Source organism: Streptomyces sp. A0958 (assembly GCF_004795035.1).
Lineage (GTDB): Bacteria > Actinomycetota > Actinomycetes > Streptomycetales > Streptomycetaceae > Streptomyces.
Genome location: NZ_SSBK01000021.1, coordinates 35,499 through 60,652 on the forward strand (window position 1 = coordinate 35,499; position 25,154 = coordinate 60,652).

A 25,154-nucleotide genomic window follows, 5' to 3' on the forward strand; every position below is an offset into this window, starting at 1 on the left:
TCACCGAGGCGGGCCCCGTGCGGGGCACGGGTGGATGTATCCCGCACGCCCGTACGGCCCTGCACGGCGGGGCTCGGAGGCCGACCGAAACACAGGTGTTCGAGTTCAGGGGGCGGTCGTTAGGCCAGGTGACCCAGCCGCGACCGACCACAGAGGGGGCCACGTTGACTTCGGCCGGCACGCCTGAACAGCTGAGTGCGGACACAGCGAGCACGGAGACGGAAGCACCACCGGAAGGCGGAAGCGGGAGCGCGGGCGGAAGCGGAAGCGCGGGCGGAAGCGGAAGCGCGGCGCGGCGGGAGGAGTTCCTGTACCGGGACGAGTCCCGGCTGCAGGCCGGTGCGCAGCTGACGAGCGGCACGATGGCGCGGCGGCTGCCCGCGCTGGTGCTCCGGTCGCTGCGGATGGCCTGGCAGGTGGACCGGGCGGCGACGGCGGGTCTGCTGGCCTGCCAGGTGGGCGGCGGGGTGCTGGCCGCGCTGGGGCTGCTCGCGGTCACGAGCACCATCACCGCGCTGGTCTCCTCCGGTGACATCACGGACCGGCTGTGGGACGCGGCCCCGCAGTTGACGGTCATCGCGGCGGCCGCCGGGGTGCGCGCGCTGCTGGGGGTCGTGGTGACGTGGCTGACGGGCAGGCTGCGGCCGGTCCTGGCCCGTGCGGCGGAGCTGACGATGATCGAGGCCGCGCTCGGTGCGGAGCTCGCGGCGAACAACATGCCCGGGTACAACGACTTCTACGACATCGCGGACCGGGGCGCCCAGGTCACCCCCGACCTCGTGGCCGAGTCCCAGGACGTGCTGGCCGCCACCGCCACGCTCGCCGCCGGGGCGACCGTGCTCGCGGTCCTGCACCCGGCGCTCCTGCCGCTGCTCCTGGTCGCGTGCCTGCCGCAGGCCGCCGCGTACGTACGGGCGGCCCGTGTCCTGTACCTGGCGGGCCTGGAGACGTCCGGGCGTCGCCGCATGCTGTCCAAGTTGCGCTGGCACATGGCGTACACGGAGTCCAGCGAGGAGATGCGGGCCTGCCTGGCCGGCCCGTTCCTCACCGGGCGGTACCGCCGTCTCGCGACGTCCGTGAACGCCGCCGAACGCAGGGCCGCCGACACCGGGGCGTGGATGGGTCTGGCCGGTGCCGCCGTCGGCGGGGTCGCCTCGGCCGGCGTGTGGGCGGCGCTGCTGTACCTCCTGGCCACCGGCCGCATGGACCTCGCGGCGGGCGGCGGCGCCGTCTTCGCGCTCCAGACGGCCACCACGTCCGTGCGCGGCATCATCAACGGCGGGGCGCGGCTGGTGCGTACCGGCTGGTACGTCCAGGACTGGCAGCGGTTCCTCGACAACGCCCACGGCCAGGCGATGGTGGTCTCCCGGGGCACCAGGACCCTGTCGGCCGCGCCGGAGCGGTTCGAGGCCCGCGACCTCACCTACCGGTACGACGGCGCGCCCGCCGACAGCCTCGCCGGGATCTCCCTGCACGTGAAGCGCGGCGAGATCGTGGCCCTGGTCGGGGAGAACGGCTCGGGCAAGACCACCCTGTCCCGGCTGCTGTGCGGGCTGCTGCTGCCGACGACCGGCGCGGTGGCCTGGGGCCACACCACGACCGCCGAGCTCGACCCGTGGGAGGCGTGGCGACACGTCGCGCTGGTCCCGCAGAAGTACACGTACCTGCCGCTGACCATGCGCGACAACATCACCTTCGGCCAGGGCGACACCAGCGACGCGGCCGTCCTCGCCGCCTGCGAGGCGTCAGGGGCGGTCGACATGCTGCCCGCGCTGCGCTCCGGCCTCGACACGCTGCTCACGGCGGAGTGGTTCGGCGGCCAGCAACTGTCCGGCGGGCAGTGGCAGCGCACGGTCCTGACCCGGGCGTTCCACCGCCAGGCGTCCCTGCTGGTGATGGACGAGCCCACGGCGGCGCTGGACGCCCGGGCCGAGTACCGCATCTTCACCGGCCTGCGGGACCTGGCCAAGGACCGGGCGGTCCTGCTGATCACCCACCGCCTCAGCAACGTCAGCATCGCCGACCGGATCGTGGTCCTGGACGGTGGACGGATCGTGCAGGAGGGCACGTACGAACAACTGACCCGCGAGCCAGGCCTGTTCAGGACGCTGTGGGACCTGCAACAACGCACGGGCGAGGACCCGGCCACCCCCTGACCGACCGACGACACCGCTCCCCCGCAACGAAAGGCGCCACCATGCCCCAACCACCCCCCTCCCGCTCCCACATCCACGCCGTGGTGACCGCCTACCTGGCCCGCCACCCGGCCGAACGGCACGCCCTCGCGCCGCTGTTGGCGGCACTGGACGCGCCGGACGATCCCACCGCCCGGACGACGCTGCCCGGACACATCACGTGCAGCGCCGCCGTCGTCGACCGCGACGGGCGGGTCCTGCACGTGCGCCACAACGCGACGGGCGGCCTGCTGCTCGCCCCGGGCGGCCATGTGGAGCCGGGCGACGTGACCCTGCTCGGGGCCGCCCTGCGCGAGGTGGAGGAGGAGACCGGCATCCCGGCCGCACAGCTCTGCCACACCGCCGCCTTCCTCACCGAGCCGGCCGACATCGACGTACACGACATCGACGCGAACCCCGCCAAGGGCGAACCCGCGCACCGCCACTACGACTTCCGGTACGTGTTCCACCTCGTACCGGAGGCCGTCGGGACCACCCTCCGGGCGGACGAGGTCTCGGCGGCGACCTGGCTGCCGCTCACCGAGGCCACCTGCCCGTCCCTGCGCGCCAAGCTCCTCGCCGCACGCCTGGACACGGGCCCGGAGCCGCTGAACGCCTCCGTCCTCATCCGCAACGACCGGGGCGAGTACCTGCTGCATCTGCGCGACCACTACCCGGGCCGGATCTGGGAGCCGGGCGCCTGGTCGGTCCTCGGCGGCGGCCGGGAACGGCAGGACACCTCACCGGAGGCGACGGCCCGCCGCGAACTGCACGAGGAGACCGGCCTCACGCTCCCCCACCTCCAACCATTCGCGGTGGAGGAGGCCATCGGCCTCGACGGCACGACCGTCCTCATCCAGATCTTCACCGGCCGCTGGAACGGCGACGCCGCCGCCCTGCCCCTGACGGAGGGCGTCATGCTGGCCTGGTTCGACCCGCAGATGATGCCCCGGCTGCGGATGGCGCCCTCGACCCTCGCGCTGGTCCAACGGCACGCGCGGCAGGCCGGCCCCCCGAAACCGGCATCGGGGACCGGAGCGGTGCCGCGCGTCGTCGGCGTGCACCTCTACCTGGAGCGCGAGGGCAAGGTCCTGCTGGGCCTGAGGCACCCGGACAGCGCGTACGCGGGGAACGTCCACCACGTCCTGGCCGGGCACTGCGAGCGGGAGAGCGCCGCCGACTGCCTGGCGCGCGAGGCGTGGGAGGAGGCGGGCCTCGTCGTCGACCCGGCCGCAGCCGAACTGGTCCACGTGGTGCACCTGGTGGACGCCACGGGCGGGCCGCCGAGGATGCAGCTCTTCCTCCGCGCGGAGGCCCGGGGCGAGCCGGCGGTGTACGAACCCGACCGGTGCGTGTCCTGGGGCTGGTGGCCCGTGGACGCCCTTCCCGACCCGATCGTCCCCTACACCCGCGCCGCGATCGAGGGCATCCGCGCCGGCCGCCTGTTCACCGAGCTGGGCTGGGGGTCGGCATGAACGAGACCGGCACGTTCCCCGGCCCCCGTGAGGCGCCCGGGCGGGTCATGCTCCCGCCGGAGGAGTACGCCCGCTCGGTGCCCAAGTCGACCGGTTTCGCCTGCGTGTTCTTCACCGACAGGCAGGACCGCCCGGTGCAGCTGCGGGCCACGTACTCCCGGACGCACCCCTGGCAGTTCCCCGGCGGCACGATGGACCACGGCGAGCGGCCCTGGGAGACGGCGCGGCGGGAGTGCCGGGAGGAGACGGGCATCGAGGTCCCGGGCCCGCCCCGCCTGCTGGCCTCGGTCTTCGGCCCGCCCGGCCCCGACTGGCCGTTCAGTACCTCGGGCTGCGTCTTCGACGGCGGCCGGCTCACGGACGACCAGATCCGCGCCATCGTCCTGGACCCGGACGAGCACGACGCGGTCCGGGCCCTGTCCCTGGAGGAGTGGTACCCCCTGATGCCCCCGCAGGACTTCGCCCGCCTCGAAGCGGTGATGACGGCCAGGCTGACGGGCACGGCCGCGTACTTCGACGCGTGGGGGTGGGGGGACGCATGAACAGCGCGGTGACGAGGGGAGACGGACGTTGAAGCAGGACCGCACGGAGACATGGCGGAAGCACTACGCGCAAGGTCTGGGGTTTCGCCCCTTGGGTCCACGTGAACGGGCGCTGCTGACCGAGCACGTACCGGCCCCCGAGGGCGGACGGGCCGCCCGCGCCCTGGAGGTCGGCTGCGGTACGGGTGAACTCGCCGCCGCCCTGGCCGCGATGGGCTACGACGTGGACGCCGTCGACTTCACACAGGAGGCGCTCATCCGGGCCCGCGCGCAGTACGCCGCAGTGCGGGAGGTTCGCTTCCTCTGCCTGGACGTCGAGCACGACGAGCTGCCCGATCCGCCCGGGGAGACCGCCCCCGGGTACGACCTGATCACGATGCGGCTGTGCATCGCCTTCATCCACGACCGCACCCGCCTCCTGCACGCACTGGGCACACGGCTACGCGAGGGCGGCGCGCTCGTCGTCATCACCCCCGTCGCGGAGCACACCCCGGAGGCGCGTCGGCACATCGCCCCGGACGAGGACGAGCTGAGCCTCCTCGCGGACGGTTTCGATGAGGCGGAGAGATTCGACGCGGAGGGCCTGGCGCTGCTGGTGCTGCGCGGGCCCGGCGGTTCGTTCACCGCCGTGGAGAAGCTCCGCCCGGCGCCGCAGGCCGTGCTGGGTGCGACGGCCGTGGTCACCAACCAGCGCGGGCCGGGTTCTGCTGGTGACCCTCTTGACCTTCCTGACCTTCTCGGCCTTCCCGGCCTTCCCGGTGGCCTTCGGGGCCGGCGGTAGGCCGCGAACGGCCGGGGGTCTGCCGTCTCTCACCCCTCGGTCAGCCGCTGGATGACCTCGACGGTTCGCCCTGCACCGTCCTCCCCCGCCATGTGGTGGGCGGCCTTCGCGGCGGCTTCCGCGTAGGCCCTCTGTCGCACGACGCGGCCGAGTGCGTCGGCGAGCCGTTCGGCAGTGAGGGAGCGGAAGGGGATCGGCTCGTCGGCGGCGCCGATGGCGGCGAGCCGCCGGGCCCAGAACGGCTGGTCGGCCGTCACCGGGACGGTGACCGCGGGAACCCCGGCGCGCAGTGCGGCGGCCGAGGTGCCGGCCCCGGCGTGGTGGACGACCGCGGCCAGCCGAGGGAACAGCAGGGCGTGCGGTACGTCCCCGACGGTGAGCACGTCGTCGCCGTCGGCGGCGAGCCCGGCGCTGCCGGCCTGGAGGATGCCGCGCAACCCGGCACGGCGCAGGGCCCGCACGGCGACCCCGCTCAGCCGTTCCCCCTCACCGGCCGCCATGCTCCCGAAGCCGATGAGGACGGGCGGGGGTCCGGCGCGCAGGAAGTCCTCCAGGTCCGTGGGCAGCCGTTCGGCCGCTGCGTGGTGGGGCCACCAGTTGCCCACCACGTGCAGGCCCGGACGCCAGTCGGAGGGCCTGGGCACCAGGGCCGTGCTGAAGCCGTGCACGATGGGCCGGTTCGCGCGCTCCTGTCGCCGGCGCGTCTCGGCGGGCGAGGCCGGGGGCAGCCCGAGGCGGTCGCGCAGCCGGGCCACCGCCGGCGCGTAGAGGCGGTCGGTCATCCGCAGGGCGAAGCGCCCGGCCGCGCGGTTGGCGGGGCGGCCCAGTGAGCGGGAGCCGGTGACGACGGGCGGGAAGTCGCCGGTCGGGACCGTGGGCTGGAGGTACACGCCGAGGCTCGGGGCGCCGGTGGCTTCGGCGAGGTGCCAGCCGAGCGGGGCCGTCGTGGTCGACAGCAGCAGCAGATCCGTACCGTCGGCCATCGCGTCGGCGAACCCCTGGCCCAAGTCGGCGATGAACGCGGCGGCGGTCCGCATGAGTTCTCGTCGCCCCGTACCCGCACCCCCCTTGTGCGGGTCGGCGGGGAGGCCGCGGAACTCCAGCCCGGCATCGCGGACGAGGGGCGCGAAGGCGTCCGTGGTGGCGAGAGCGACGTCGTGGCCGGCCGCGCGCAGTGCGGCGCCCAGGCCCGTGTAGGGCGCGACATCGCCACGCGATCCGGCCGCGGCGATCAGTATCCTCATCGCTCCTCCTCGGCACCGGTACGGTCGGCGGCCCGACGGGCCGCGTTGGCGTGGACGGCCTTGCACAGATGGGCGGCCAGGCCCGGGCGCTGCTGGGGCGCCGGTACGACCAGGGCGAAGGCACGTGGATCGGCGGCGAAGTCGTCCGCGATGCGCCGGTGCATGTCGGGCGGGCAGGAGGTGAACCAGCGCGAGATGTGCAGGCGGTGCTCCTCGGCCAGGTCCATGGCCCGCTCGCCGTCGCTCGCCTCCCCCTCGTCGAAGGCCGCCAGCAACTCCGCGCGCCAGGCCGTGGCCTCGCCCATGAGCTGCCGCCAGTCCTCCTTGGTGTGGGCTGCGGCGCGGGCCATGGCCTCGCGCTGACCCGGCGAGTGCGCCCATTTGAGCTCCGCCTCGGTGGCGTAGCTCAGGTCGAAGGTGATCTCCCCGAACACCTCGAAGCGTTCCTGCGGGGTCAGGGAGACCCCGGTCCGCTGCACCTCGATCGCCCGTTGCGCCACCTCGGACAGCCGTTGCAGCCTGGCGATCTCCGCCTGCAACTGCTCCTGCCTGGACCGCAGGTGATCCAGGGCGTTGGCCTGCGGGTCCTTGAAGAGATCGGCGATCTCGTCCAGTGCGAAGCCGAGCTCGCGGTAGAAAAGGATCTGCTGGAGCCGGACCAGGTCGGCGTCGCCGTAGAGCCGGTAGCCGGCCTGACTACGGCCGCTGGGCGAGAGCAGCCCCGCCTTGTCGTAGTGATGCAACGTACGCACCGTCACTCCGGCGAAGGCCGAGACCTGCCCCACGGAATAGCTCATCCACCTGCCCTTTCGTCGCCGCCAAGCATCGGGCCTGACGTAAGGGGAGAGTCAACCCGTGCGTGGTCCGCCCATTCCAGCTCGAAGTCCCTCTCGCTGCGCGGGCGCCGGAAGGTCGAACGGCTGTTCCGCGGCGGACGGTTAGGATTTCCGGTGCTCGAACCCCTGGCACCAGCGAACCGGTGGACATCCCCGTGACAGCATCACTGACGTGCAGGAGGACCGCTTCTCTCGAAGCGGGAGCCGTCTACGCCTGGGAAACCGCAGAAGGTGTCACCGGGAACATCCTGATCGACCCGGAGGGATCAGTCGCCCGCCCCTGCACGCTGGAGGGAACGACCTTCGGCGACATGCTCCTCGACAAAAACGTCGGGAACGTGGAAAACCCCGACCCGGACCCGAAGCTCCGCCGTGCTTTCCTGATCGCGGCATCGGCGATCTTCCAGGAAGGGGAGCGGCAGGGGCGACTGCCTGACGAGATCACGCGTACGTACTGGTAGGCGCCACGTCACCACCCGACAGGCCGTGCTCTCCAGGAGAGCGTCCGCCCCAGGTCGGCAAGAGCACCGCCGAGGCCGGGCTGCGTGGCCCGGGTTTCCCCTGGAGCCCCTATCGGATTCGAACCGATGGCCTACGCACCACAAGTGCACGTGCTTCAGACCGCATGGCGACACCGCCGGTAGCGGCAGACGAGTCGGGCTGTACGCCGGGTTCTGTCACCCGGTCGCCTCGCGGCGGCCGGGGAGACGGCCATCCATCTAGGACCGGCATTGCTGCCGGCCTCGTGCGGTCTACCCGCGAACTCGGGCGGGCAGCCCTCAAGCGTTCGCGCAGGAGCACCGGGGTGCTCCCTCTTGACCTTGCTCCGGGTGGGGTTTACCTAGCCGCCTGAGTCACCCCAGGCGCTGGTGGTCTCTTACACCACCGTTTCACCCTTACCGGGGACCGGAGTCCCAGGCGGTCTGTTTTCTGTGGCACTGTCCCGCGGGTCACCCCGGGTGGCCGTTAGCCATCACCCTGCCCTGTGGAGCCCGGACGTTCCTCGGGAGGGTCCGAAGATCCTCACGCGGCCGTCCGCCCGGCTCGTCTGCCGTGCCGCCCATGCTACCCGCCCGGCCGGGGGCGCCGGTCCGGCGGGAACGGTGCCGGAGGTCAGAGGCGGCCCGCGGCGAAGGCGGCGATCCCTGCCGTCCAGGCCGCGGTGACGTCGGCGGGGGTGGGGAAGCGGCCGTTCAGTTCCATGACGACCATGCCGTGGGCGAAGGCCCAGGCCGCTCGGGCGCGGGCCTCGTCGTGGGACAGGGCGCGGAAGAGGGGCGCGGCGGCGCGTTCTTCCAGTTCCTGGGGTTGGGGGCGGGCGGTGGTGAGGCGGTAGAGGTGGGGGTGGGCCAGGGCGTGGGCGCGGTAGGCGGCGGCCAGGGCCGGGAACGAGCCCGGGGCGGCGGTCTCCGCTGCTTCGAGCGCCTGGGTGGTCTCCCGCAGCATCGCGTCGGCCAGGGCGTTCACCACGGACGACTTGTCCGGGAAGTGTTTGTAGAGGGACGGCGCCGTGATGCCCACCCGGCCGGCGAGCCGGCGCATGGTCAGCGCTTCGGGGCCCTCCTGCTCCAAAAGGGTGCGGGCGGCGGCCAGGATCTGGGTCTGGCGGGCGCGGTCGGTCACGCCGGTCCTTCCGTCGTACGGGCGCGGGGCGCGGGGGCGCGGGGCCGAACTCGCGATCGTACGAGATGGAGGGCGGCGGCCGCCCCCAGGCCGCGGTGTGGGACGACGGTGTCTTGACCTTGTCGCAGCGTCAGGGTTTCTACTGGCGCCATGCGCATCGGAGAGATCGCCGCGCTCGTCGGGCTGACCCCGCGAGCCGTGCGGCATTACCACCGGGTCGGTCTGCTGGCCGAGCCCGGGCGCCGGCCCAACGGCTACCGCTCCTACAGCGTGCGCGACGCCGTGGTGCTGGCAAGAATCCGGCGGCTGACCGAGCTCGGGCTGGGCCTGGGCGAAGTGCGGGAGGTCGTGGCCGGGGACGCGGGTCGTCCGCTCGGGGACGTGCTGCGTGAGCTGGACGCCGATCTGGCGCGGCAGGAGGAGGAGATCCGGGGGCGGAGGCTGCGGCTGGCGGGGCTGCTGGAGGGGGCGCCGGCCACTGTCGAGACCGCTTCCCCCGCGCTGGCCGCGCTCCTGGCCGCCGGGCCCGTCACCGGCTCGGCGACCGCCGCCAGGGACCGGGAGCTTCTGGCGCTGCTGGACACGGCCGACGGGGGCAGCGGCGACATTTACGCGGCGCTGCGGCCTCTTGCCGACGATCCGGCGGTGCTCGGGCTGTACGAGGAACTGGACGCGCTCGTCGCGGCGCCCGCGGACGATCCGCGTGTTGCTCCACTGGCCCGGCGGCTGGCTGCGTTCGTACCGGCTGAGGTGCTGGCGGCGATTGCGCACGAGGGGCCGGCGGTGGCGGGGTTCGGGGAAGCGCTGCTGGCGGACTGTCCGCCCGCGCAGGCCGAGGTGGTGCGGCGGGTGATGGTGGCGCTGACCGTGCGGATGGGGGGAGGGGCCGGGTGAGGGGGCCAGTGCGGGGTGCGCGGATCGTGGCCGGGGCCGTACTGCCCGTCGAGCCGGCCGTGGGGGTGTGCCTGGTCGCTGGCGTGCGCGTGCCGGGTGTCGTACTGGCCGGGGCGGAGGGGGCGGTGCTGGCGGCGCTGGTCGTGGAGGCCTTCTTGGTCGGGCGGCTGTGGCGGGTGCGGCGCCGGGCGGGTGGCGGGCGGAGGGAGGCGACGGGTGCGGTACTGCGCGCGGTCGTACCGGTGAAGGCGCGCAGGCTCGTCGCACACGAACTGCGGGCGCTGCAGAGTCTGGGGCTGTGGGTGGTGCGGCGGCGCCACGGCGTCCCGGCGGGGGCGCTGGCCGTCCCGTACACGGGGCCGCAGACGGCGATGATGTACGGCCTGCTCTTCGTTTCGGCCGTGGAGACGGTCATGCTCGCCCTGCTGATTCCCTGGCTCGCCGTGCAGCGGGTCCTGCTGGTCCTGGACGTCTACGGGATGCTGCTGGTGCTCGCCCTGCACGCCGCCTGTGCGACGCGGCCGCATGTCGTGGGCGCGGACGGATCGCTGAGGATTCGCTACGGCGCCCTGTTCGATCTACGGGTTCCGGCCGACGCGATCGCCACCGCCCGGGTCGAACGGCGCTTCTCCGAGGGCCGCGGCGCGCTGGTGCGGCTCGGCCCGGATGACGTGCTCGACCTCGCCGTCGGCGGCCAGACCACCGTGACCGTGGAACTGAACGCGCCGCTCGGCTTCGTACGGCCGCTCGGAGGCCGAGGGCTGGCGCGCGCGGTCCGGTTCCACGTCGATGACCCGCCCGCCGCCCTCGCAGCCCTCGGGTCGGGGTGACAATGCCTTTACCGTTCGCGGGGCTGCCTGGTTGAGGTGGACTTGGCGGCGTTCACCCGGGGGGAGGCGGGCGGGGCCGTCCTCGATGCGGGCGACGACGGCCGGGGCGTCGATGTGGACGGTGCCCGTGGTCGGTTCGTTGTCCTTCACGTCCACCGCGTACGCGTCGAAGACCACTCCCACCTCGTCCTTGAGCAGGGCCGCCCGCAGCGGGGTGTCGGCTGGGCCGGTCATGTGCAGATGGCGGCGGGGCACGGATCGAGCGTAGGGCGGGGTGGAATGCGGGGCATCCCGGTGGCGTCGGCTCCTGCGTCCGCCACCGACCCGCCGGGGCGCGGTCCGTGGCATCCCGGGTGGCCTCGGCTCCGACAGCCGCCCCCGCCCCCGGCCCCGGGGCGCGGTCCGTCGCGCCCCCGGTGGCGCCGAATCCCGCAGCGCGGTCCGTGGCTGCCTCCGGCCGCCACCGACCGGCGCGGGTCCGTGTGGGCCGCCCCCGTACGCTGCCACCGGCCGCCACCGACCGGCGCGGGTCCGTGTGGGCCGCCCCCGTACGCTGGCTCCGGGGCGTCCGCACGGCCCGTACGCCGTGGTCGGCGCCCCTTCCCCGTACGTATGAAGGAGAACCGCCGTGCTCGTGCTGTTGCCGCCCTCCGAAGGAAAGGCCGCCTCGGGGCGCGGGGCGCCCCTGAAGCCCGAGTCGCTTTCGCTGCCCGGTCTGGCCGGGGCGCGGGCCGCCGTGCTGGACGGGCTCGTGGAGCTGTGCGCGGGTGACGAGGAGAAGGCCCGCGAGGTGCTGGGGCTCAGCGAGGGGCTGCGGGGTGAGGTCGCGAAGAACGCCGGGCTGCGGACGGCGGGCACGCGGCCGGCCGGGGAGCTGTACACCGGTGTGCTGTACGACGCGCTCGGCCTCGCCTCCCTCGACGCGGCCGCCCGGCGCCGGGCCGGGACGTCGCTGCTGGTGTTCTCCGGGCTGTGGGGCGCGGTACGGGTGGGCGACCGGATTCCTCCGTACCGCTGCTCGATGGGGGTGAAGCTGCCGGGTCTTGGCGCGCTCGGGGCGTTCTGGCGTACGCCGATGGCCGAGGTGATGCCCAAGGCGGCGGGCGACGGGCTGGTGCTGGACCTGCGCTCGTCCGCGTACACGGCGGCCTGGAAGCCCAAGGGGGCGGTCGCGGAGCGCACGGCGAGCGTGCGGGTGCTGCACGCGCAGGTCGTGGACGGGGTGGAGAAGCGGTCCGTGGTCAGCCACTTCAACAAGGCCACCAAGGGCCGGATGGTGCGCGACCTCCTCGTCACGGGGGCCCGGCCGTCCGGGCCCGCCGAGCTGGTGACCGTCCTGCGGGACCTCGGGTACGTCGTCGAGGGCGAGGCCCCCGCCCGGCCGGGGCGCCCTTGGCAGCTCGATGTGGTCGTCACGGAGATCCACTGAGAGTGCGTTGCATTCTGCGCAACGTTCGTTGCGCATAGCGCCTTGAGCGAGGCAGGATGGGCGCATGACCTCCTCCGTGCTGGACCTCGCCCCCGTCGTGCCCGTCGTCGTCCTGGAGGACGCGGCCGACGCGGTGCCGCTCGCCCGCGCCCTGGTCGCGGGCGGGCTTCCGGCGATCGAGGTCACCCTGCGCACCGCCGCTGCCCTGGACGCGATCCGGGCCGTCGCGGCGGAGGTTCCGGACGCGGTCGTCGGGGCCGGCACGGTGATCTCGGCAGGCAACGTCTCCGACACCGTGGCGGCGGGGGCCCGGTTCCTGGTCAGCCCCGGCTGGACGGACTCGTTGCTGGACGCCATGAAGGGTTCCGGGCTGCCGTTCCTGCCGGGGGTCTCGACCACCTCCGAGGTGGTCGCGCTGCTGGAGCGCGGGGTCACCGAGATGAAGTTCTTCCCGGCCGAGGCGGCGGGCGGCACGGCCTATCTGAAGGCCCTCTCCGCCCCGCTCCCCCAGGCCCGGTTCTGCCCGACCGGCGGCATCTCGCTCGCCTCCGCGCCCTCGTATCTGGCCCTGCCCAACGTCGGCTGTGTGGGCGGCAGTTGGATGGTGCCCGGCGACGCGGTGGCGGCCCGGGACTGGGACCGGGTGGAGCGGCTGGCCGCCGAGGCCGCGGCTCTGGGGGCCTGAACGCGGCGGCGAAGAACCCGTCGTGCATCGGCATGCATGCTCCCCGGTATTCCGGGCACGACACCTTGTAGGGGACGTGACCCGCACGCCGGGTGACCCGGGTTCCGGCAGGCCTCCCCCAGCCCGCCGGAACCGCCTCGGCCCCACCGGCCTTTCCCCCCCCGGCCGGTGGGGCCTTGTGCTGCCCGGGTCTTCGCGGGCTACCGCAGGTGGGACGTGTCGTTCAGCAGCCGCAGCGAGGCGTTGCCGTCCGCGTAGTACGCCACGGCCGAGACGGACGCCGCCGACAGCTCCATCCGGAACAGCGACTCCGCAGGCGCGCCCAGGGCCAGCCGGACCAGGGTCTTGATGGGCGTGACGTGCGTGACGACGAGGACCGTGCGGCCGGCGTACCGCGTGACGAGGCGGTCCCGGGCATCCGCCACGCGGCGGGCGACCTCGGTGAAGCTCTCGCCGCCGCCGGTGGGCGCCGCGTCCGGGGAGTCGAGCCAGGCGTCCAGGTCGGTGCCGTACCGCTCCTTGACCTCGCCGAACGTGAGCCCTTCCCAGGCGCCGAAGTCCGTCTCACGCAGCCCGTCCTCGACCCGGACCTCCAGGCCGAGCCGGGCCGCGACCGCGCCGGCCGTCTCGCGGCAGCGGCGCAGCGGTGAACTGACGATCTCCTGCACGGTGCCCCGGGCGGCGAACGCCTCGGCCGCCCGTTCGGCCTGTTCGCGGCCCGCGGCGGAGAGCGCGGGGTCGATGCCGCCGCTGCCGGAGAACCGCTTCTGCGGGGTGAGGGCCGTCTCGCCGTGCCGCAGCAGTACGAGCGTGGCGGGCGCGCCCAGGTCGGGGGCCATGCCCCAGCCCACCTGCGGGGTGACGGGGTCGGAGGGCGGCGGGCCCGACGACACGGCGGCGGCCGGGACCGTCGCGGACGGGCCCTGCCTCCTGTCGCTCGACGCGTCCGTCCCCGCCGGGCCCTGCGTCGTCGCACCGCTCGTCCCGGCCGGGTTCGGCGAAGCACTGCTCGTCCCGCCCGGTCCCGCCGCGCCCCCGGACGCGGTGCCCGGGCGGTTCAGCGCCGCTCGGGCTCTCGCCGCGCCGGCCGTCGCGTCGCCGGGCGGGCCCTCGACCGGGGGCAGGGCGGCGGCCACCGAGGAGCGGGGGGCGTCGAGCGCGGCCGTGGACGCGGACGGGTTCCACTGGCCGCCGCGCCGGCCCGCGTCCATCGCCTCGTTGGCCAGGCGGTCGGCGTGCTTGTTCTGCTCGCGCGGAATCCACTCGTAGGTGAGGGCGACGCCCGGCAGGACACTCGCCGCCTCGGCCGCGAGCGGCTTCATGCCCGGGTGCTTGATCTTCCAGCGGCCCGACATCTGTTCCACGACCAGCTTGGAGTCCATCCGGACGTGGACCCGGGCCCCGGCGTCCCCCGTGCCGTCCGGCAGCAGCGCCTTCACGGCGCGCAGGCCGGCGATGAGGCCCTTGTACTCGGCGACGTTGTTCGTCGCGACCCCGATGTACTCGGCGGCCTCGGCCAGCGTCTCGCCGGTCTCCGGGTCGATGACGACCGCGCCGTAGCCGGCGGGGCCCGGGTTGCCCCGGGAACCGCCGTCGGCCTCCACGACGAACTGGCGCGGCCGGTTCACTACAGGCCCGAGTCCGCGGTGCGGACCAGGATGCGGCGGCAGTTCTCGCAGCGCAGCACCGTGTCGGGGGACGCGGCCTTCACATCGTTGATCTCGGTGATGTTGAGCTCCAGGCGGCAGCCCTCGCAGCGGCGCTGGTAGAGGCGGGCGGCGCCCACCCCGCCCTGCTGGGCGCGGAGCTTGTCGTACAGCTTGAGCAGGTCGGCGGGGACCGAACCGGCGACGACCTCGCGCTCCTTGGTGACCGTGGCGGCCTCCGCGTCGAGCTCCTGGGTCGCGGCGTCCCGGCGGGCGGTGGCGTCGTCCACCTTGGCCTGCACGGCGGCGACGCGGTCGGTCAGCTCGGTGACCCGCTCCTGCGCGGACTCGCGGCGCTCCATGACCTCCAGGACGATGTCCTCCAGGTCGCCCTGGCGCTTGGCGAGCGAGGTGATCTCGCGCTGCAGGCTCTCCAGGTCCTTCGGCGAGGTGACCGCGCCGGAGTCCAGGCGCTGCTGGTCGCGGGCGGCGCGCTGGCGTACCTGGTCGACGTCCTGCTCCGCCTTGGTCTGCTCGCGCGCGGTGTCGCTCTCCTCGGTCGTCGAGGCGACGAGCAGGTCGCGGAGCTGGGAGAGGTCGGCCGTGAGCGACTCGATCTCGGCGTGCTCGGGCAGGGACTTGCGCCGGTGCGCGAGCTGGGAGAGGCGCTGGTCGAGCGCCTGGACGTCGAGAAGTCGGATCTGGTCGGCGGGCGCGGCGTTCAGTTGGGGGCTCCAGAAGAGTGGTGGGCGGTCCAGGGGTCGGTGACCTGCTTCGAGACGTGGACCCGCAGGTCCCATCCGAGGCGGTCGGAAATCGCGTCGAGCTGTGCCGCGGCCTGCTCGCACCAGGGCCACTCGGTGGCCCAGTGCGCGGCGTCGACCAGGCCGAGCGGCGAGTGCTGTGTGGCCTCGGAGGCCGGGTGGTGGCGCAGGTCGGCGGTGAGGAAGGCGTCCACCCCGGCGGCGCGCACCGCGTCGAAGAGGCTGTCGCCCGATCCGCCGCTCACCGCGACGGTACGCACGAGCGCGTCCGGGTCGCCGGCGAGGCGGATGCCCTGCGCGGTGGCGGGCAGCCGGGCGGCGGCGCGGGCCGCGAACGCGCCAAGGGTCTCGGGGTGGTCGAGCACGCAGATCCGGCCGAGTCCGCGGCGGCCCGCCGGGTCCGTCGGGTCCGGTACGAGGGGCCGCTCGACGCGCAGGTCGAGGGCGGCGGCCAGGGCGTCGGAGACACCGGGGTCGGCGGTGTCGGCGTTGGTGTGGGCCACGTGCAGCGCGATGCCCTGCTTGATCAGGGTGTGCACGACCCGGCCCTTGAACGTGCCGGCCGCGACCGTCGTCGTACCGCGCAGATAGAGCGGGTGGTGCGTCACGATCAGATGCGCGCCCAGCCTCATCGCCTCGTCGGCGATCTCCTGGACGGGGTCGACGGCGAAGAGCACCCGGTGGACCTCGGCGTCCGGATCACCGCAGACGGTGCCGACCGCGTCCCATCCTTCGGCCCGCTCGGGCGGCCAGAGGGCGTCGAGCTCGGAGATGACATCAGACAGACGGGGCACGGAGGAAAGGCTACCTGCCCGCCGCGCCCCCGGGGGCCCCGGGAACGGACCGCCCGCCCGCGGCCCGGCAGCGGCCCCTCGCGAAGCACACCCACCCTCGGCCCCACAGCCGAATCCCGCCATCACCACCCTTATGTGTGAAGTGGGGGGTCTCGTGTTGTTCGGCTGGAAGTGCGAAAACTAGCTTCGGTTGCCGGAGGTGATGAGTCGATGACTGCCTGTGCCATCGAGGACGGGACCGCGCTCGCGGAGGGGTCCACCGAAGGGGACGGCTCCGCCGAGGCGACCGGAGCCGGTGGGTCGGCGGAGCCGGAGCCCGAGCCGGAGCCGAGCGGTCCAGTAGCGGCCGGCGCGGAGAGTGCCCCGGGGGAGGTCCCCGCGCCGGCCGCCCCTGCCGAAACGGTCCTGCCCGCCTTCACGCTCACCGCCGACGGTGCGTACGCCGCCCGGCTGACGGCCGCCGCGCCCGTCCCGGAGCCCGCGGAGGGCGGCGCGCCCGCCGACACCGCGTGGTTCGCCGAGCGCTGGACGCTCGACGGGCCGGAACCGTACGCCGTGCCGTTGCCCATGAACCAGCCCGAGGAGGCCGAGTCGCAGGTGCTGCCGCTCGCCGACGGGCGGGTGCTGATCCGGCGGCGGGTCGCGGAGCGGCACACCTTCTCGCTGCTCTACCCGACCGGGCCCGGCACCGGTGAGCTGATGCTGGGGGCCGTCCAGTGCGACGAGCTGACCCTGCTGCCACCCTCGCCGGACGGCGTCAGCGCGTACGCCCTCTCGGTCGGTGAGTACTCCACCGCTCTGTGGCGGGTGGCCGGCGGGGCGTCCGGGCCCGAGCACGTCGCGAATCTGCCGGGCCGCTGCTCCGGCGGGGTCTGGCTGGACCGGGCCGGAAGGCTGCTGGCCCTGGACCGGGAACCGGCCGGCGGCGGCCCGGTGAAGGCCGTCGCGGTGGACCTGGGGCGGGGCGCGGAGATGACTCCGCTGCTACAGATCACACCCGACAGCAACGACCGGTTGCTCCTCGCCGACCCCGACAGCGGGCTGCTGCTGATCCGCTCGGACGCGCCCGGACACGACCGGCTCGGCTGGGGCGTGCTCGGCAGCTGCCTGCCGGTGCGCTTCCCGGAGTGCCTGCGCCTGCCGGACTGCGCGGTGAAGCCGTTCGCCGTGCAGCCGGGCCAGATGCTGATGCCGGAGAGCTGCGCGGTCGCCCTGCGGATCGACGGGGCGGCGGGCAGCTGGGTCGGGGTGTGGCGTCCGGCGGGCCGCCGGCTGCACCAGCTCGCCGCGCCCGGGGGCTGGCTGGCGGGCAGCGGGGTCTGGTCCCGCGACGGGGTACTCAAACTGCCGTACGCGGACGGGGAGACGGCCTGCGCGGTGGCCCTGCTGGAGATGCCGGAGGAGGTGAAGCCGGCGGACGGCCCCGGCTGCGGCGAAAGCGGTACGCAACCTTCCGCGGCTCTGGCGCCTCCTCCTGTGTGTACGCCGGTTCCATTGGGGCAGGCGCCTCTCATGGGGCGTACGGCGCCTGACTAAGCTTGGGCCGGGCTCACGCAACCGTGCTTCGCGGTCACCGACCGTGGCCTTTACCCGGATGGCGGTGGCGTGGCGCTCCGGACGACACACACGTAAGCGATCACAACGGGGTGACTTCCCACATGTCTGAAGCCCGCACCGACACGACCCAGACGCGCCTGCCGGGGGCGGACGCGCAATGGGCCGACGCCGGCGGCTCCGGAAAGCACCGAGGGGGTGTGGCGACGGACGACTCGGCGGCCCAGCCGGCCGGCCGTCACCGCCGTCCCGCGGAGGAAGGCAGCGCGGCGGCCTGACGGCTGCCCGCCAGGAGAACAACGGAGGGGAGAGGGGTGCCCCCGCAGCCGGCCACACGGTCCCGGTCGCGGGGGCACCCCTCTGTTCGCATCGGGTCTGGTCGGATCGGGTCTGGTCGCGTCGGGCGCGGGTCAGCCGCGTTTGAGGCCGAGCACCTCGGCCGCCGCGAACGTCTCGTTCGCCGGGCGGTCCGCGTAGTACGGGGTCAGCAGCTCGTCCAGCTCATCGAAGGAGAACGCCTCCTTCGTCGCGTCGAACTTCGCGGCCACCCTGGGGCGTTCCACGACCGCGACCATCCCGCCGTGCACCACGAGCAGCTGCCCGTTGACGTTCGCCGCCGCCGGTGAGGCGAGATAGCCGACGAGCGGCGAGACGTGCTCGGGCGCGAGGGCGTCGAGCCGGCCGTCCCCCGGCTCCTCGAAGCCCGCGAAGACGTCCTCGGTCATCCGGGTCCTGGCGCGCGGGCAGATCGCGTTGGCGGTGACGCCGTACTTGGCCAGGGCGAGGGCCGTGGAGGTGGTCAGGCCGACGATGCCGCCCTTGGCCGCCGCGTAGTTGGGCTGGCCCGCCGACCCGGCGAGGAACGCCTCCGACGAGGTGTTCACGATCCGGCCGTAGACCGGGCCGCCGGCGGCCTTGGAGCGGGCGCGCCAGTGCGCGGCGGCGAAGTGCGTGGTGTTGTAGTGGCCCTTGAGGTGGACCCGTATCACCGAGTCCCACTCGTCCTCGCTCATCGAGAAGATCATCCGGTCGCGCAGGATGCCCGCGTTGTTGACGAGGACGTCGAGCCGCCCGTACGTCTCGACGGCCAGCTCCACCAGGGCGCGGGCCTGCTCGTGGTCGGAGACGTCACCGAGGTGGGCGACGGCCCGGCCGCCGGCCGCCCGGATCTCCTCGGCGACCTCCTCGGCCGGGGCGGCCGACGCCTCGCCCGACCCGTCGCGGCCCGGTTGCCCGTAGTCGTTGACGACGACGGCGGCGCCGAGTCGCGCGAGTTCCAGCGCCTCGGCGCGTCCGAGGCCCCGCCCGGCGCCGGTGACGATCGCGGACAGTCCGTCCAGGGGAAGTGACATCGGTTCTCGGGGTCCTCTCGGGAGACAACGGGCGGCGGTGCGGGCGGGGTTCAGAGCTCGACGCAGGTACGCAGCGACTCGCCGGTCCGCATCTGGTCGAGGGCGTCGTTGATGCCGTCGAGCCGCACCCGGTGGGTGATCATCGAGGCGAGGTCGATGCGGCCGGCCCGCCAGAGCGCGATGGCCCGCTCGTAGGAGCGCAGCACGTCCCCTCCCCCGTACATGGAGGGCAGGATGCGCTTCTCGTCGAAGAACAGCTCGAACATGTTGACCTGGAAGTTGTCGTCCAGGGCGCCCGCGCCGACGATGCAGAGGGTGCCGCCGCGCCGGGTGTTCTCGTACGCGGTGCGGGCGGTGGCGGACTTGCCGACGACCTCGAAGACGTAGTCGAAGCCCTCGCCCGCGGTGATCCGCTGCCTGGCGTCGGCGAACTCGTCCGGTGAGACGGCCTCGGTGGCGCCGAACCGCAGCGCGGCCTCGCGCCGGGAGGCGACCGGGTCCACGGCGACGATCTGGGCGGCGCCCCGCACCCTGGCGCCCTGGACGGTGGAGATGCCGACGCCGCCGCAGCCGATCACGGCGACCGACGAACCGGCTTCCACCTGGGCGGTGTTGATGGCGGCGCCGAGGCCGGTGGTGACCCCGCAGCCGATCAGCGCGGCGATCTCGAACGGCACGTCGTCGGGGATCGGCACCGCGCAGCCCGCGCCGACGACGACCTCCTCGGTGAAGGTGCCGGTGCCCGCGAAGCCGAAGACGTCTCCGCCCGGGCGCTTGAAGTTGGGCGTGCCGGCGTTCATGAAGCCGGCCAGGCACAGCTGGGTCTGTCCGCGCTTGCAGGCGGGGCAGGTGCCGCAGGCGGGCAGCCAGCAGACCAGGACCCGGTCGCCCGCGCTCAGCCCGCTCACCCCGTCCCCGACGTCGATGACCTCGCCGGCGCCCTCGTGGCCGGGGATGAAGGGGGCGGGCTGGGGCAGCACCCCGCTCATCGCTGACACGTCGGAGTGGCACAAGCCCGTGGCCCGGATGCGGAGCCTGACCTTGCCCGGGCCGAAGCCCACGGCCTCGACGTCGTCGAGGACTTCGAGCTTGTCCTGGCCTATCTCGTGCAGTACGGCTGCGCGCATGGTGCGGCTCCCCTCACGGGTCGTGGGTTGCGTTCAGGAGTGTTCGACGAAGGTGTCGCCGAGGACCACGGCGTCGTCGCGCTCCACGGCACTCACCTCCACCCGCACCTCGTGCTCGGCGGTCCACATCCGGATGCGAAGGGTCTCGCCGGGGAAGACCACTCCGGCGAACCGGGCGCGGTAGGCGCGGACGCGACTCGCGTCGCCGTCGAGCAGCGTGTCGGTGACGGCCTTGAGCGTCATGCCGTAGGTGCACAGTCCGTGCAGGATCGGCCGGTCGAAGCCGGCCCGTGCGGCGAACTCGGGGTCGGCGTGCAGCGGGTTCCAGTCCCCGGACAGCCGGTACAGCAGCGCCTGGTCGGGTCGGACGGGCCGCTCGACCACATGGCGGGGGGCGGTGGCCGGGCGGGCGGTGCGCCCGGACGGGCCGCGCTCGCCGCCGAAGCCGCCCTCGCCGCGTACGAAGATCTCGGAGTCGTTGGTCCACAGCGGGCCGTCGTCGTCCGCCGCCTCGGTCCGCAGCACCAGCACGGCCGCCTTGCCCTTGTCGTACACGGCGGCGACCTTCGAGGTCTGTACGGCGTCGCCCTTCACGGGGATCGGCCGGTGCACGCGTACGCTCTGCCCGCCGTGCAGGACGGCGGCGAGGTCCACGTCGATGCCGGGCGAGGCGAGCCCCGCCATGCCCGTACCCGCGCCCGCGACCGTGGCGAAGGAGGGCAGCACCTGGAGCCGGGACTCCAGCGTGTAGCGCAGCTCCCCGGGGTCCACGGCGGGGTCGGCCGAGCCGGGGCGGGCGCCCGCGCCGATGCCGAGGTGGTAGAGCTGGACGTCCTTGTGGTCCCATCCGATCCGGCTGGTCCGGGGTTCGGCGGCGAGAGCTTTCTCGGCATCAATGGGCATGGGGAAGCTGCTCCTCGACTGCTCCTCGACGGTGGAAGACCTCGGCACGGCCGTCCGCACCGTCGGCCGCACCGAGGTCGTGCGGGGACCGGGACCGCGCCTGTTCTAGAACGCGTTCTAGCCGGTTGCCCCCTTGTATAACGCAGCGCACGGAAGTTGTGAAGAGTGCTGACGTCCCGTCAGTTCCCTTGGAGGGCATGCGTTCCGTCCGTGGCGGCAGTGACATTTGTCAGTCCGGACCGCGTACATGTGCCTCTGCCGCGACCTGCTCACGCTCCGTAATCTCGGAGACATGACGCAGACAAGGGACGACGAGGCCGCGGTGGTCTTCACCGGGGCGGTGAAGACCTTCGGGCGGGCCGGGCGGAGCGTACGGGCCGTCGACGGGATCGGACTGACGATCGGGCGCGGCGAGACCGTGGCCCTGCTCGGACGCAACGGGGCGGGCAAGTCCACCGCCATCTCGCTGCTGCTAGGGCTGGACGAGCCGGACACCGGGACCGTACGGGTCCTGGGCCGCTCCCCCGAGCAGGCGGTGCGGGCGGGACTGGTCGGCGCCATGCTCCAGGACGGGCGCCCGATCCCCCGGGTGACCGTGCGCGAGCTGGTCGCCTTCGTCGCCTCCACCTACCCGCGCCCGCTGCCGGTGGCCGAGGCGCTGGTCCTGGCCGGGGTGACGGAGTACGCGGACCGGCGCATCGACAAGCTCTCGGGCGGCCAGATCCAGCGCGTCCGGTTCGCCGTCGCGCTGGCCGGCAACCCCGAGCTGATCGTGCTGGACGAGCCGACCGCCGCCCTCGACGTGGAGGGGCGGCGCGCGTTCTGGGACTCGATGCGGGCCTACGCCCGGCGCGGCAACACCGTGCTCTTCTCCACCCACTACCTGGAGGAGGCCGACGAGAACGCCGACCGGATCGTCGTCATCGACCGGGGCCGGATCGTCGCGGACGGCAGCGGCGAGACCATCAAGGGCTCGGCCGGCCGCAGCCAGGTCTCCTTCGACCTCGCGGGCCGCTCCACCGAGGGCCTGGAGCTGCTGCCCGGGGTCGCCACCGTGGAGGTGACCGGGGACCGCGCCCTGCTGCACACCGACGACTCGGACGCCACCGTCATGGAGCTGGCCCGGCTCGGCATGGTCCGCGGCCTCCAGGTCTCCCTGGCCACGCTGGAGACCGCCTTCCTCGCGCTCACCGAGTCCGGGGGCACCACGCTCAAGGACGAGAAGGAGACCGTCTGATGTTCCACTACATCCTGCTGGAGACCCGCCGGACCCTGCGCGACGGCGCCTTCCTCGTCTTCGGCACGGGGATGCCGGTGCTGATGTACCTGATCTTCACCAACATCGGCTCCGACGACGGCGCCGACGGCTGGAAGACCGCCTCCATGGTCGGCATGGCCGCGTACGGGGCGCTCGGCTCGGCCATGTCGATCGGCACGGGTGTCGCCTCCGACAAGTCGCTGGGCTGGCTCCAGCAGTTGAGGATCACCCCGCTCTCCGCCTCGCAGGCGGTGGTGGGCCGGGCGGTCAGCGGTTCGGTGACCGTGCTGCCGGTGATCCTGACCGTGCTGCTGGCCGGCGCCCTGGTCAACGGGGTGCGGATGGCGGCCTGGCAGTGGGCGGTGCTGGTGCTGGTGCTGTGGGCCGGCGCGCTGCCCTTCACCCTGCTCGGCCTGGGCAACGGCTACCGGCTCACCCCGCAGGGCACCGGCGTCGTCAACGTCGCCTGCCTGATGGGCTTCGGGGTCGTCGGCGGGCTGTGGTTCCCGCTGGAGATGCTGCCCGAATGGCTGCGCTCGGTCGGCCGGTTCACCCCCGCCAACCGGTTCGCCGACCTCGGCTGGGCGACCACCGACGGACACGCGCCGGGCGCGACGACACTGGGTGTGCTCGCCGCGTGGCTCCTGCTGTTCGGTGTGTACGCCCGGATCTCGTACCGTCGGTCCGCCAGGACCGTGTGACGGGAGCGAACATGCCACGGAACGCAAGACCATCACGCAGGGAGCGGCGCCGGCTGCGGAAGGAGGGCCGCCGCCCCGGCCCTCCGGGCCCGTACGCGCTGCTGCCCTGGCTGCTGATGGGCCTGGGCGCCTTCTCCAACCTCTTCCAGGGCGAGACCCCCAACCCGTGGGTCGGGGCTGTCGGCCTGCTCGCCTTCAACTCCCTTTACATCTCGGTGGTGTTCCGCGGCTTCGTCAAGGAGAGGCGCGAGAGCCCGGTGACGTACGTGCTGCTGGGCGGGCTGGCCGCGGTCACCTTCGCCCTGGCCATCGGCTACGGCGGCAGCTGGCTGCTGTTCTTCCCGCTGCTCTCGCTGGCCTGCGGTACGGTCCTGCGCCGCCGCCGGCTGATGCTCGGGCTGCTCTGCCTCGCGGTCACCGCGTGCTGGATCGCCGTCTGGCGCGGGGACAGCGCCTCGACCCCGTGGACGCTGGGGTACGGGACGTTCATCTCCGGGGCGGTGACGGCGGCGATCCTCACCCTGTCGGAGACCGTGATGGAGCTGCGCGACACCCGGCAGGAGCTGGCCCGTACCGCCGTCGAGCGGGAGCGGCTGCGGTTCTCCCGCGATCTGCACGACCTGCTGGGCCACACGCTCTCCGTCATCGTCGTGAAGTCGGAGGCCGCGCGCAGGCTCGCCCCGCGCGACATGGACGCGGCGCTGTCCCAGGTCGCCGACATCGAGTCCGTCGGGCGCCAGGCGCTCACCGAGATCCGCGAGGCGGTGACCGGCTACCGCGAGGGCAGCCTCGCCACCGAGCTGGACCGGGCCAGGTCCGCGCTGACCGCCGCCGGGATCGAACCGGTCGTCCGGCGCTCGGGGCCGCCGCTCGCGCCGCAGACCGAGGCGCTGCTGGGCTGGGTGGTGCGGGAGGCCGTCACCAACGTCGTACGCCACTCCACCGCCGCCCGCTGCGTCTTCGAGCTCGGCGGCACCGGAGAGAGGGTCCGGTTGACGGTCACCGACGACGGCCGGGGCAGGCCCGAGGGGCCCACGCCGGCCCCGGGCATCGGCGGCACCGGGCTGAAGGGGCTCACCGAACGGCTCGCCGCGGCCGGCGGCTCCCTGGAGGCGGGCCCGGGCCCGGACGGCGGTTTCGTGGTCACCGCCGAACTCCCGGCGGACGCGAGCGACGGTGAGGACGGCGACGGCGACGCGGCCCTGCCGGGTGCGGGGGCCGGCGCGGACAACTCGCCTACTCTGGGCCGGTGAACGAGATGCCACAGGAGCACCCGCCGGCCACATCCGTACGCGTACTGCTGGCCGAGGACCAGGGGATGATGCGCGGCGCGCTCGCCCTGCTGCTCGGTCTGGAGCCGGACATCGAGGTGGTCGCCCAGGTCGGCGCGGGCGACGAGATCGTGGCCGCCGCGCTGGCGTCCCGGCCCGATGTGGCGCTGCTCGACATCGAACTCCCGGGCCGCAGCGGCCTGGACGCGGCGGCCGATCTGCGCCAGGAGGTGCCGGACTGCCGGGTGCTGATCCTCACCACCTTCGGCCGGCCCGGCTATCTGCGCCGAGCCATGGAGGCCGGGGCGGCGGGCTTCCTGGTGAAGGACGGCCCGGTCGAGGAGCTGGCGGAGGCGATCCGCCGGGTGCTGGCCGGGGAGACGGTCGTCGATCCGGCGCTGGCCGCCGCCGCGCTGAGTTCCGGGCCGAGCCCGCTGACCGCGCGGGAACGCGACGCGCTGGTCGCCTCGGCGGACGGGGCGACGGTCGCCGACATCGCGGCGAAGCTGCATCTCTCGGAGTCGACGGTCCGCAACTACCTCTCGTCGGCGATCGGCAAGACCGGCACCCGCAACCGGATGGAGGCGGTCCGCGCCGCCCGGCAGCAGGGCTGGCTCTGAGCGCGACCGTCCGTACCGTCACCACCTGCCGGCTGTCCCTGGCCTCGGTGGGGCTGCCGCTGCTGGCGGTCCCCCAACTGGACCTGGTCGCACTTTCGTTGGTCAAGCCGCTGTTCCTGGACCGGTACGTGCTGTTCAGCCTGCTGGGCCTGGCGCTGCTGACGGGGCCCGGGCTCGGGGCGGCGGTGCGGGCGGCGGCGCCCCGGTTCCCGGCGGCGTCGAAGTGGCTGGTCCCGGTGCTGCTCGCCGCAGCGGTGGCGGCGCTGCTGCCGCAGTCGCTGTCCAAGCGGTCCCCGGCGAGCCGGGTGGTCGATGTGCTGGCCACGACGGCGGACATACGGCGGCTGAAGGTGCCGGGGACGGCGGTGGTGTTCCTGCCGAGCGCCCGGCGGGACGCGAAGCTGGTCACCCCCGGCGCGTTCACGGGGCTGCGGGACATAGCGCTGGTCCGGGGCCCGCTGGAGTCCGGGGCACTGAACGGGGTGGAGGCGGAGCCGGCCCTGATACGGGACGCGATGCTGGCGCAGCCCCGGATACTGCTGGTCACGGACACGCCGTAGGCGGCCCGGCCGGAGGCGGAACGGCGGGAGAAGGTGAAGGCCGCCGTGCTCAGGGACCACTTCACCGTGGTCGCGGACGCGCGGGTGCGCG

25 protein-coding genes, 1 other RNA gene and 1 pseudogene are annotated in these 25,154 nt (G+C 73.8%); 16 read left to right on the top strand and 11 right to left on the bottom strand.

All coding sequences use genetic code 11. From position 1 onward, the window contains the following. Positions 1–308 precede the first annotated feature (308 nt). The 4 genes from E6P78_RS20760 (at position 309) to E6P78_RS20775 (ending at position 4,972) form a co-directional block, all read left to right on the top strand. Positions 309–2,156: an ABC transporter ATP-binding protein gene (locus E6P78_RS20760; protein WP_240799309.1), complete on the top strand. Its 1,848-nt coding sequence runs from the start codon at positions 309–311 to the stop codon at positions 2,154–2,156. Positions 2,157–2,197: 41 nt separating this feature from the next. Continuing rightward, positions 2,198–3,649: an NUDIX domain-containing protein gene (locus E6P78_RS20765; protein WP_136205134.1), complete on the top strand. Its 1,452-nt coding sequence runs from the start codon at positions 2,198–2,200 to the stop codon at positions 3,647–3,649. Beyond that, a complete protein-coding gene (locus E6P78_RS20770; RefSeq protein ID WP_136205135.1) occupies positions 3,646–4,191 on the top strand; it encodes an NUDIX hydrolase in 546 nt (181 codons plus the stop codon). Before E6P78_RS20765 ends, E6P78_RS20770 begins: the two co-directional genes overlap by 4 nt. 91 nt (positions 4,192–4,282) lie before the next feature. Continuing rightward, positions 4,283–4,972, top strand: a complete 690-nt coding sequence (locus E6P78_RS20775) for a class I SAM-dependent methyltransferase (protein ID WP_240799302.1) — start codon at positions 4,283–4,285, stop codon at positions 4,970–4,972. Between the two features lie 29 nt (positions 4,973–5,001). Here the strand turns inward: E6P78_RS20775 and E6P78_RS20780 are convergent, their stop codons facing one another. Together E6P78_RS20780 and E6P78_RS20785 are read right to left on the bottom strand one after the other, a co-directional pair. Continuing rightward, positions 5,002–6,216, bottom strand: a complete 1,215-nt coding sequence (locus E6P78_RS20780; RefSeq protein WP_136205137.1) for a glycosyltransferase — start codon at positions 6,214–6,216, stop codon at positions 5,002–5,004. Beyond that, positions 6,213–7,013 (bottom strand): MerR family transcriptional regulator, encoded by an 801-nt coding sequence (locus E6P78_RS20785; RefSeq protein ID WP_136205138.1) that lies wholly within the window; start codon positions 7,011–7,013, stop codon positions 6,213–6,215. Before E6P78_RS20785 ends, E6P78_RS20780 begins: the two co-directional genes overlap by 4 nt. Positions 7,014–7,195: 182 nt before the next feature. On the opposite strand from E6P78_RS20785, the gene E6P78_RS20790 reads away from it, so the two are divergent. Further along, the gene (locus tag E6P78_RS20790) at positions 7,196–7,513 is read left to right on the top strand and encodes a hypothetical protein (RefSeq protein ID WP_136205139.1); all 318 of its coding nucleotides are present in this window, start codon (positions 7,196–7,198) and stop codon (positions 7,511–7,513) included. A gap of 186 nt (positions 7,514–7,699) precedes the next feature. On the opposite strand, the gene rnpB is transcribed toward E6P78_RS20790, so the two are convergent. Both rnpB and E6P78_RS20800 read right to left on the bottom strand, forming a co-directional pair. After that, an RNA gene (gene rnpB, locus E6P78_RS20795) (RNase P RNA component class A) lies at positions 7,700–8,099 on the bottom strand. A 66-nt stretch (positions 8,100–8,165) separates the two neighbouring features. Continuing rightward, the gene (locus E6P78_RS20800; protein WP_136205140.1) at positions 8,166–8,675 is read right to left on the bottom strand and encodes a helix-turn-helix domain-containing protein; all 510 of its coding nucleotides are present in this window, start codon (positions 8,673–8,675) and stop codon (positions 8,166–8,168) included. Positions 8,676–8,825: 150 nt separating this feature from the next. Here E6P78_RS20800 and E6P78_RS20805 point away from each other — a divergent pair, with 150 nt between their 5' ends. Together E6P78_RS20805 and E6P78_RS20810 are read left to right on the top strand one after the other, a co-directional pair. Further along, positions 8,826–9,569 (top strand): MerR family transcriptional regulator, encoded by a 744-nt coding sequence (locus tag E6P78_RS20805; RefSeq protein ID WP_136205141.1) that lies wholly within the window; start codon positions 8,826–8,828, stop codon positions 9,567–9,569. A gap of 26 nt (positions 9,570–9,595) precedes the next feature. After that, positions 9,596–10,399, top strand: a complete 804-nt coding sequence (locus E6P78_RS20810) for a hypothetical protein (protein WP_240799303.1) — start codon at positions 9,596–9,598, stop codon at positions 10,397–10,399. 24 nt (positions 10,400–10,423) lie between these two features. On the opposite strand, the pseudogene E6P78_RS34015 reads toward E6P78_RS20810, so the two are convergent. Continuing rightward, positions 10,424–10,747 (bottom strand): annotated as a pseudogene (locus tag E6P78_RS34015) (hypothetical protein); the annotation flags it as partial. A 280-nt stretch (positions 10,748–11,027) separates the two neighbouring features. Here E6P78_RS34015 and yaaA point away from each other — a divergent pair. Both yaaA and eda read left to right on the top strand, forming a co-directional pair. Beyond that, entirely contained in the window at positions 11,028–11,828 is an 801-nt protein-coding gene (gene yaaA / locus E6P78_RS20825; RefSeq protein ID WP_136205143.1) for a peroxide stress protein YaaA, read from the top strand. A gap of 64 nt (positions 11,829–11,892) precedes the next feature. Continuing rightward, positions 11,893–12,513 (top strand): bifunctional 4-hydroxy-2-oxoglutarate aldolase/2-dehydro-3-deoxy-phosphogluconate aldolase, encoded by a 621-nt coding sequence (gene eda, locus E6P78_RS20830; RefSeq protein ID WP_136205144.1) that lies wholly within the window; start codon positions 11,893–11,895, stop codon positions 12,511–12,513. A 200-nt stretch (positions 12,514–12,713) separates the two neighbouring features. Here eda and E6P78_RS20835 read toward each other — a convergent pair whose 3' ends face one another. Genes E6P78_RS20835 through E6P78_RS20845 form a run of 3 tightly spaced genes read right to left on the bottom strand, consistent with a single transcriptional unit; the run spans position 12,714 to position 15,717 of the window. Continuing rightward, positions 12,714–14,141: a bifunctional RNase H/acid phosphatase gene (locus E6P78_RS20835; RefSeq protein ID WP_136205145.1), complete on the bottom strand. Its 1,428-nt coding sequence runs from the start codon at positions 14,139–14,141 to the stop codon at positions 12,714–12,716. Next, positions 14,141–14,884: a C4-type zinc ribbon domain-containing protein gene (locus E6P78_RS20840; protein WP_206307864.1), complete on the bottom strand. Its 744-nt coding sequence runs from the start codon at positions 14,882–14,884 to the stop codon at positions 14,141–14,143. Before E6P78_RS20840 ends, E6P78_RS20835 begins: the two co-directional genes overlap by 1 nt. Next, positions 14,881–15,717 carry a Nif3-like dinuclear metal center hexameric protein gene (locus E6P78_RS20845; RefSeq protein WP_136205147.1) on the bottom strand — a complete coding sequence of 279 codons (837 nt, stop codon included), beginning with the start codon at positions 15,715–15,717 and terminating at the stop codon, positions 14,881–14,883. The genes E6P78_RS20840 and E6P78_RS20845 overlap by 4 nt, the downstream gene beginning before the upstream one ends. A gap of 210 nt (positions 15,718–15,927) precedes the next feature. Here E6P78_RS20845 and E6P78_RS20850 point away from each other — a divergent pair, with 210 nt between their 5' ends. Together E6P78_RS20850 and E6P78_RS32855 are read left to right on the top strand one after the other, a co-directional pair. After that, complete coding sequence (locus tag E6P78_RS20850) at positions 15,928–17,253, top strand: hypothetical protein (protein ID WP_206307863.1); 1,326 nt, start codon at positions 15,928–15,930, stop codon at positions 17,251–17,253. 122 nt (positions 17,254–17,375) lie between these two features. Further along, positions 17,376–17,549 carry a hypothetical protein gene (locus tag E6P78_RS32855; RefSeq protein ID WP_168712664.1) on the top strand — a complete coding sequence of 58 codons (174 nt, stop codon included), beginning with the start codon at positions 17,376–17,378 and terminating at the stop codon, positions 17,547–17,549. Positions 17,550–17,681: 132 nt separating this feature from the next. Here the strand turns inward: E6P78_RS32855 and E6P78_RS20855 are convergent, their stop codons facing one another. Genes E6P78_RS20855 through E6P78_RS20865 form a run of 3 tightly spaced genes read right to left on the bottom strand, consistent with a single transcriptional unit; the run spans position 17,682 to position 20,653 of the window. Beyond that, entirely contained in the window at positions 17,682–18,623 is a 942-nt protein-coding gene (locus E6P78_RS20855) for a 3-oxoacyl-ACP reductase (protein WP_136205148.1), read from the bottom strand. A gap of 50 nt (positions 18,624–18,673) precedes the next feature. Further along, a complete protein-coding gene (locus tag E6P78_RS20860; RefSeq protein WP_136205149.1) occupies positions 18,674–19,750 on the bottom strand; it encodes a Zn-dependent alcohol dehydrogenase in 1,077 nt (358 codons plus the stop codon). Positions 19,751–19,783: 33 nt separating this feature from the next. Further along, positions 19,784–20,653 carry a MaoC/PaaZ C-terminal domain-containing protein gene (locus E6P78_RS20865; RefSeq protein ID WP_136205150.1) on the bottom strand — a complete coding sequence of 290 codons (870 nt, stop codon included), beginning with the start codon at positions 20,651–20,653 and terminating at the stop codon, positions 19,784–19,786. Between the two features lie 292 nt (positions 20,654–20,945). On the opposite strand from E6P78_RS20865, the gene E6P78_RS20870 reads away from it, so the two are divergent. Genes E6P78_RS20870 through E6P78_RS20890 form a run of 5 tightly spaced genes read left to right on the top strand, consistent with a single transcriptional unit; the run spans position 20,946 to position 25,063 of the window. Continuing rightward, positions 20,946–21,890: an ABC transporter ATP-binding protein gene (locus tag E6P78_RS20870; protein ID WP_240799304.1), complete on the top strand. Its 945-nt coding sequence runs from the start codon at positions 20,946–20,948 to the stop codon at positions 21,888–21,890. Then, positions 21,890–22,612: an ABC transporter permease gene (locus tag E6P78_RS20875; RefSeq protein ID WP_136205151.1), complete on the top strand. Its 723-nt coding sequence runs from the start codon at positions 21,890–21,892 to the stop codon at positions 22,610–22,612. The genes E6P78_RS20870 and E6P78_RS20875 overlap by 1 nt, the downstream gene beginning before the upstream one ends. A gap of 11 nt (positions 22,613–22,623) precedes the next feature. Continuing rightward, positions 22,624–23,865 (top strand): sensor histidine kinase, encoded by a 1,242-nt coding sequence (locus E6P78_RS20880; RefSeq protein ID WP_136205152.1) that lies wholly within the window; start codon positions 22,624–22,626, stop codon positions 23,863–23,865. A 5-nt stretch (positions 23,866–23,870) separates the two neighbouring features. Then, on the top strand, positions 23,871–24,503 hold the full coding sequence (locus E6P78_RS20885) for a response regulator transcription factor (protein WP_136205205.1): 633 nt from the start codon (positions 23,871–23,873) through the stop codon (positions 24,501–24,503). Between the two features lie 47 nt (positions 24,504–24,550). Then, entirely contained in the window at positions 24,551–25,063 is a 513-nt protein-coding gene (locus tag E6P78_RS20890; RefSeq protein WP_240799305.1) for a hypothetical protein, read from the top strand. The last annotated feature ends 91 nt before the right edge of the window (positions 25,064–25,154 follow it).

What these genes read in the sequence shown, in the direction of transcription:
- E6P78_RS20780 (WP_136205137.1), bottom strand. Translation starts at nt 6,216, where the DNA reads ATGAGGATACTGATCGCCGCGGCCGGATCGCGTGGCGATGTCGCGCCC.
- E6P78_RS20865 (WP_136205150.1), bottom strand. Translation starts at nt 20,653, where the DNA reads ATGCCCATTGATGCCGAGAAAGCTCTCGCCGCCGAACCCCGGACCAGC.
- E6P78_RS20765 (WP_136205134.1), top strand. Translation starts at nt 2,198, where the DNA reads ATGCCCCAACCACCCCCCTCCCGCTCCCACATCCACGCCGTGGTGACC.
- E6P78_RS20855 (WP_136205148.1), bottom strand. Translation starts at nt 18,623, where the DNA reads ATGTCACTTCCCCTGGACGGACTGTCCGCGATCGTCACCGGCGCCGGG.
- E6P78_RS20870 (WP_240799304.1), top strand. Translation starts at nt 20,946, where the DNA reads ATGACGCAGACAAGGGACGACGAGGCCGCGGTGGTCTTCACCGGGGCG.
- E6P78_RS20850 (WP_206307863.1), top strand. Translation starts at nt 15,928, where the DNA reads ATGACTGCCTGTGCCATCGAGGACGGGACCGCGCTCGCGGAGGGGTCC.
- E6P78_RS20785 (WP_136205138.1), bottom strand. Translation starts at nt 7,013, where the DNA reads ATGAGCTATTCCGTGGGGCAGGTCTCGGCCTTCGCCGGAGTGACGGTG.
- E6P78_RS20885 (WP_136205205.1), top strand. Translation starts at nt 23,871, where the DNA reads ATGCCACAGGAGCACCCGCCGGCCACATCCGTACGCGTACTGCTGGCC.
- E6P78_RS20860 (WP_136205149.1), bottom strand. Translation starts at nt 19,750, where the DNA reads ATGCGCGCAGCCGTACTGCACGAGATAGGCCAGGACAAGCTCGAAGTC.
- eda (WP_136205144.1), top strand. Translation starts at nt 11,893, where the DNA reads ATGACCTCCTCCGTGCTGGACCTCGCCCCCGTCGTGCCCGTCGTCGTC.
- E6P78_RS20770 (WP_136205135.1), top strand. Translation starts at nt 3,646, where the DNA reads ATGAACGAGACCGGCACGTTCCCCGGCCCCCGTGAGGCGCCCGGGCGG.
- E6P78_RS20880 (WP_136205152.1), top strand. Translation starts at nt 22,624, where the DNA reads ATGCCACGGAACGCAAGACCATCACGCAGGGAGCGGCGCCGGCTGCGG.
- E6P78_RS32855 (WP_168712664.1), top strand. Translation starts at nt 17,376, where the DNA reads ATGTCTGAAGCCCGCACCGACACGACCCAGACGCGCCTGCCGGGGGCG.
- E6P78_RS20875 (WP_136205151.1), top strand. Translation starts at nt 21,890, where the DNA reads ATGTTCCACTACATCCTGCTGGAGACCCGCCGGACCCTGCGCGACGGC.
- E6P78_RS20805 (WP_136205141.1), top strand. Translation starts at nt 8,826, where the DNA reads ATGCGCATCGGAGAGATCGCCGCGCTCGTCGGGCTGACCCCGCGAGCC.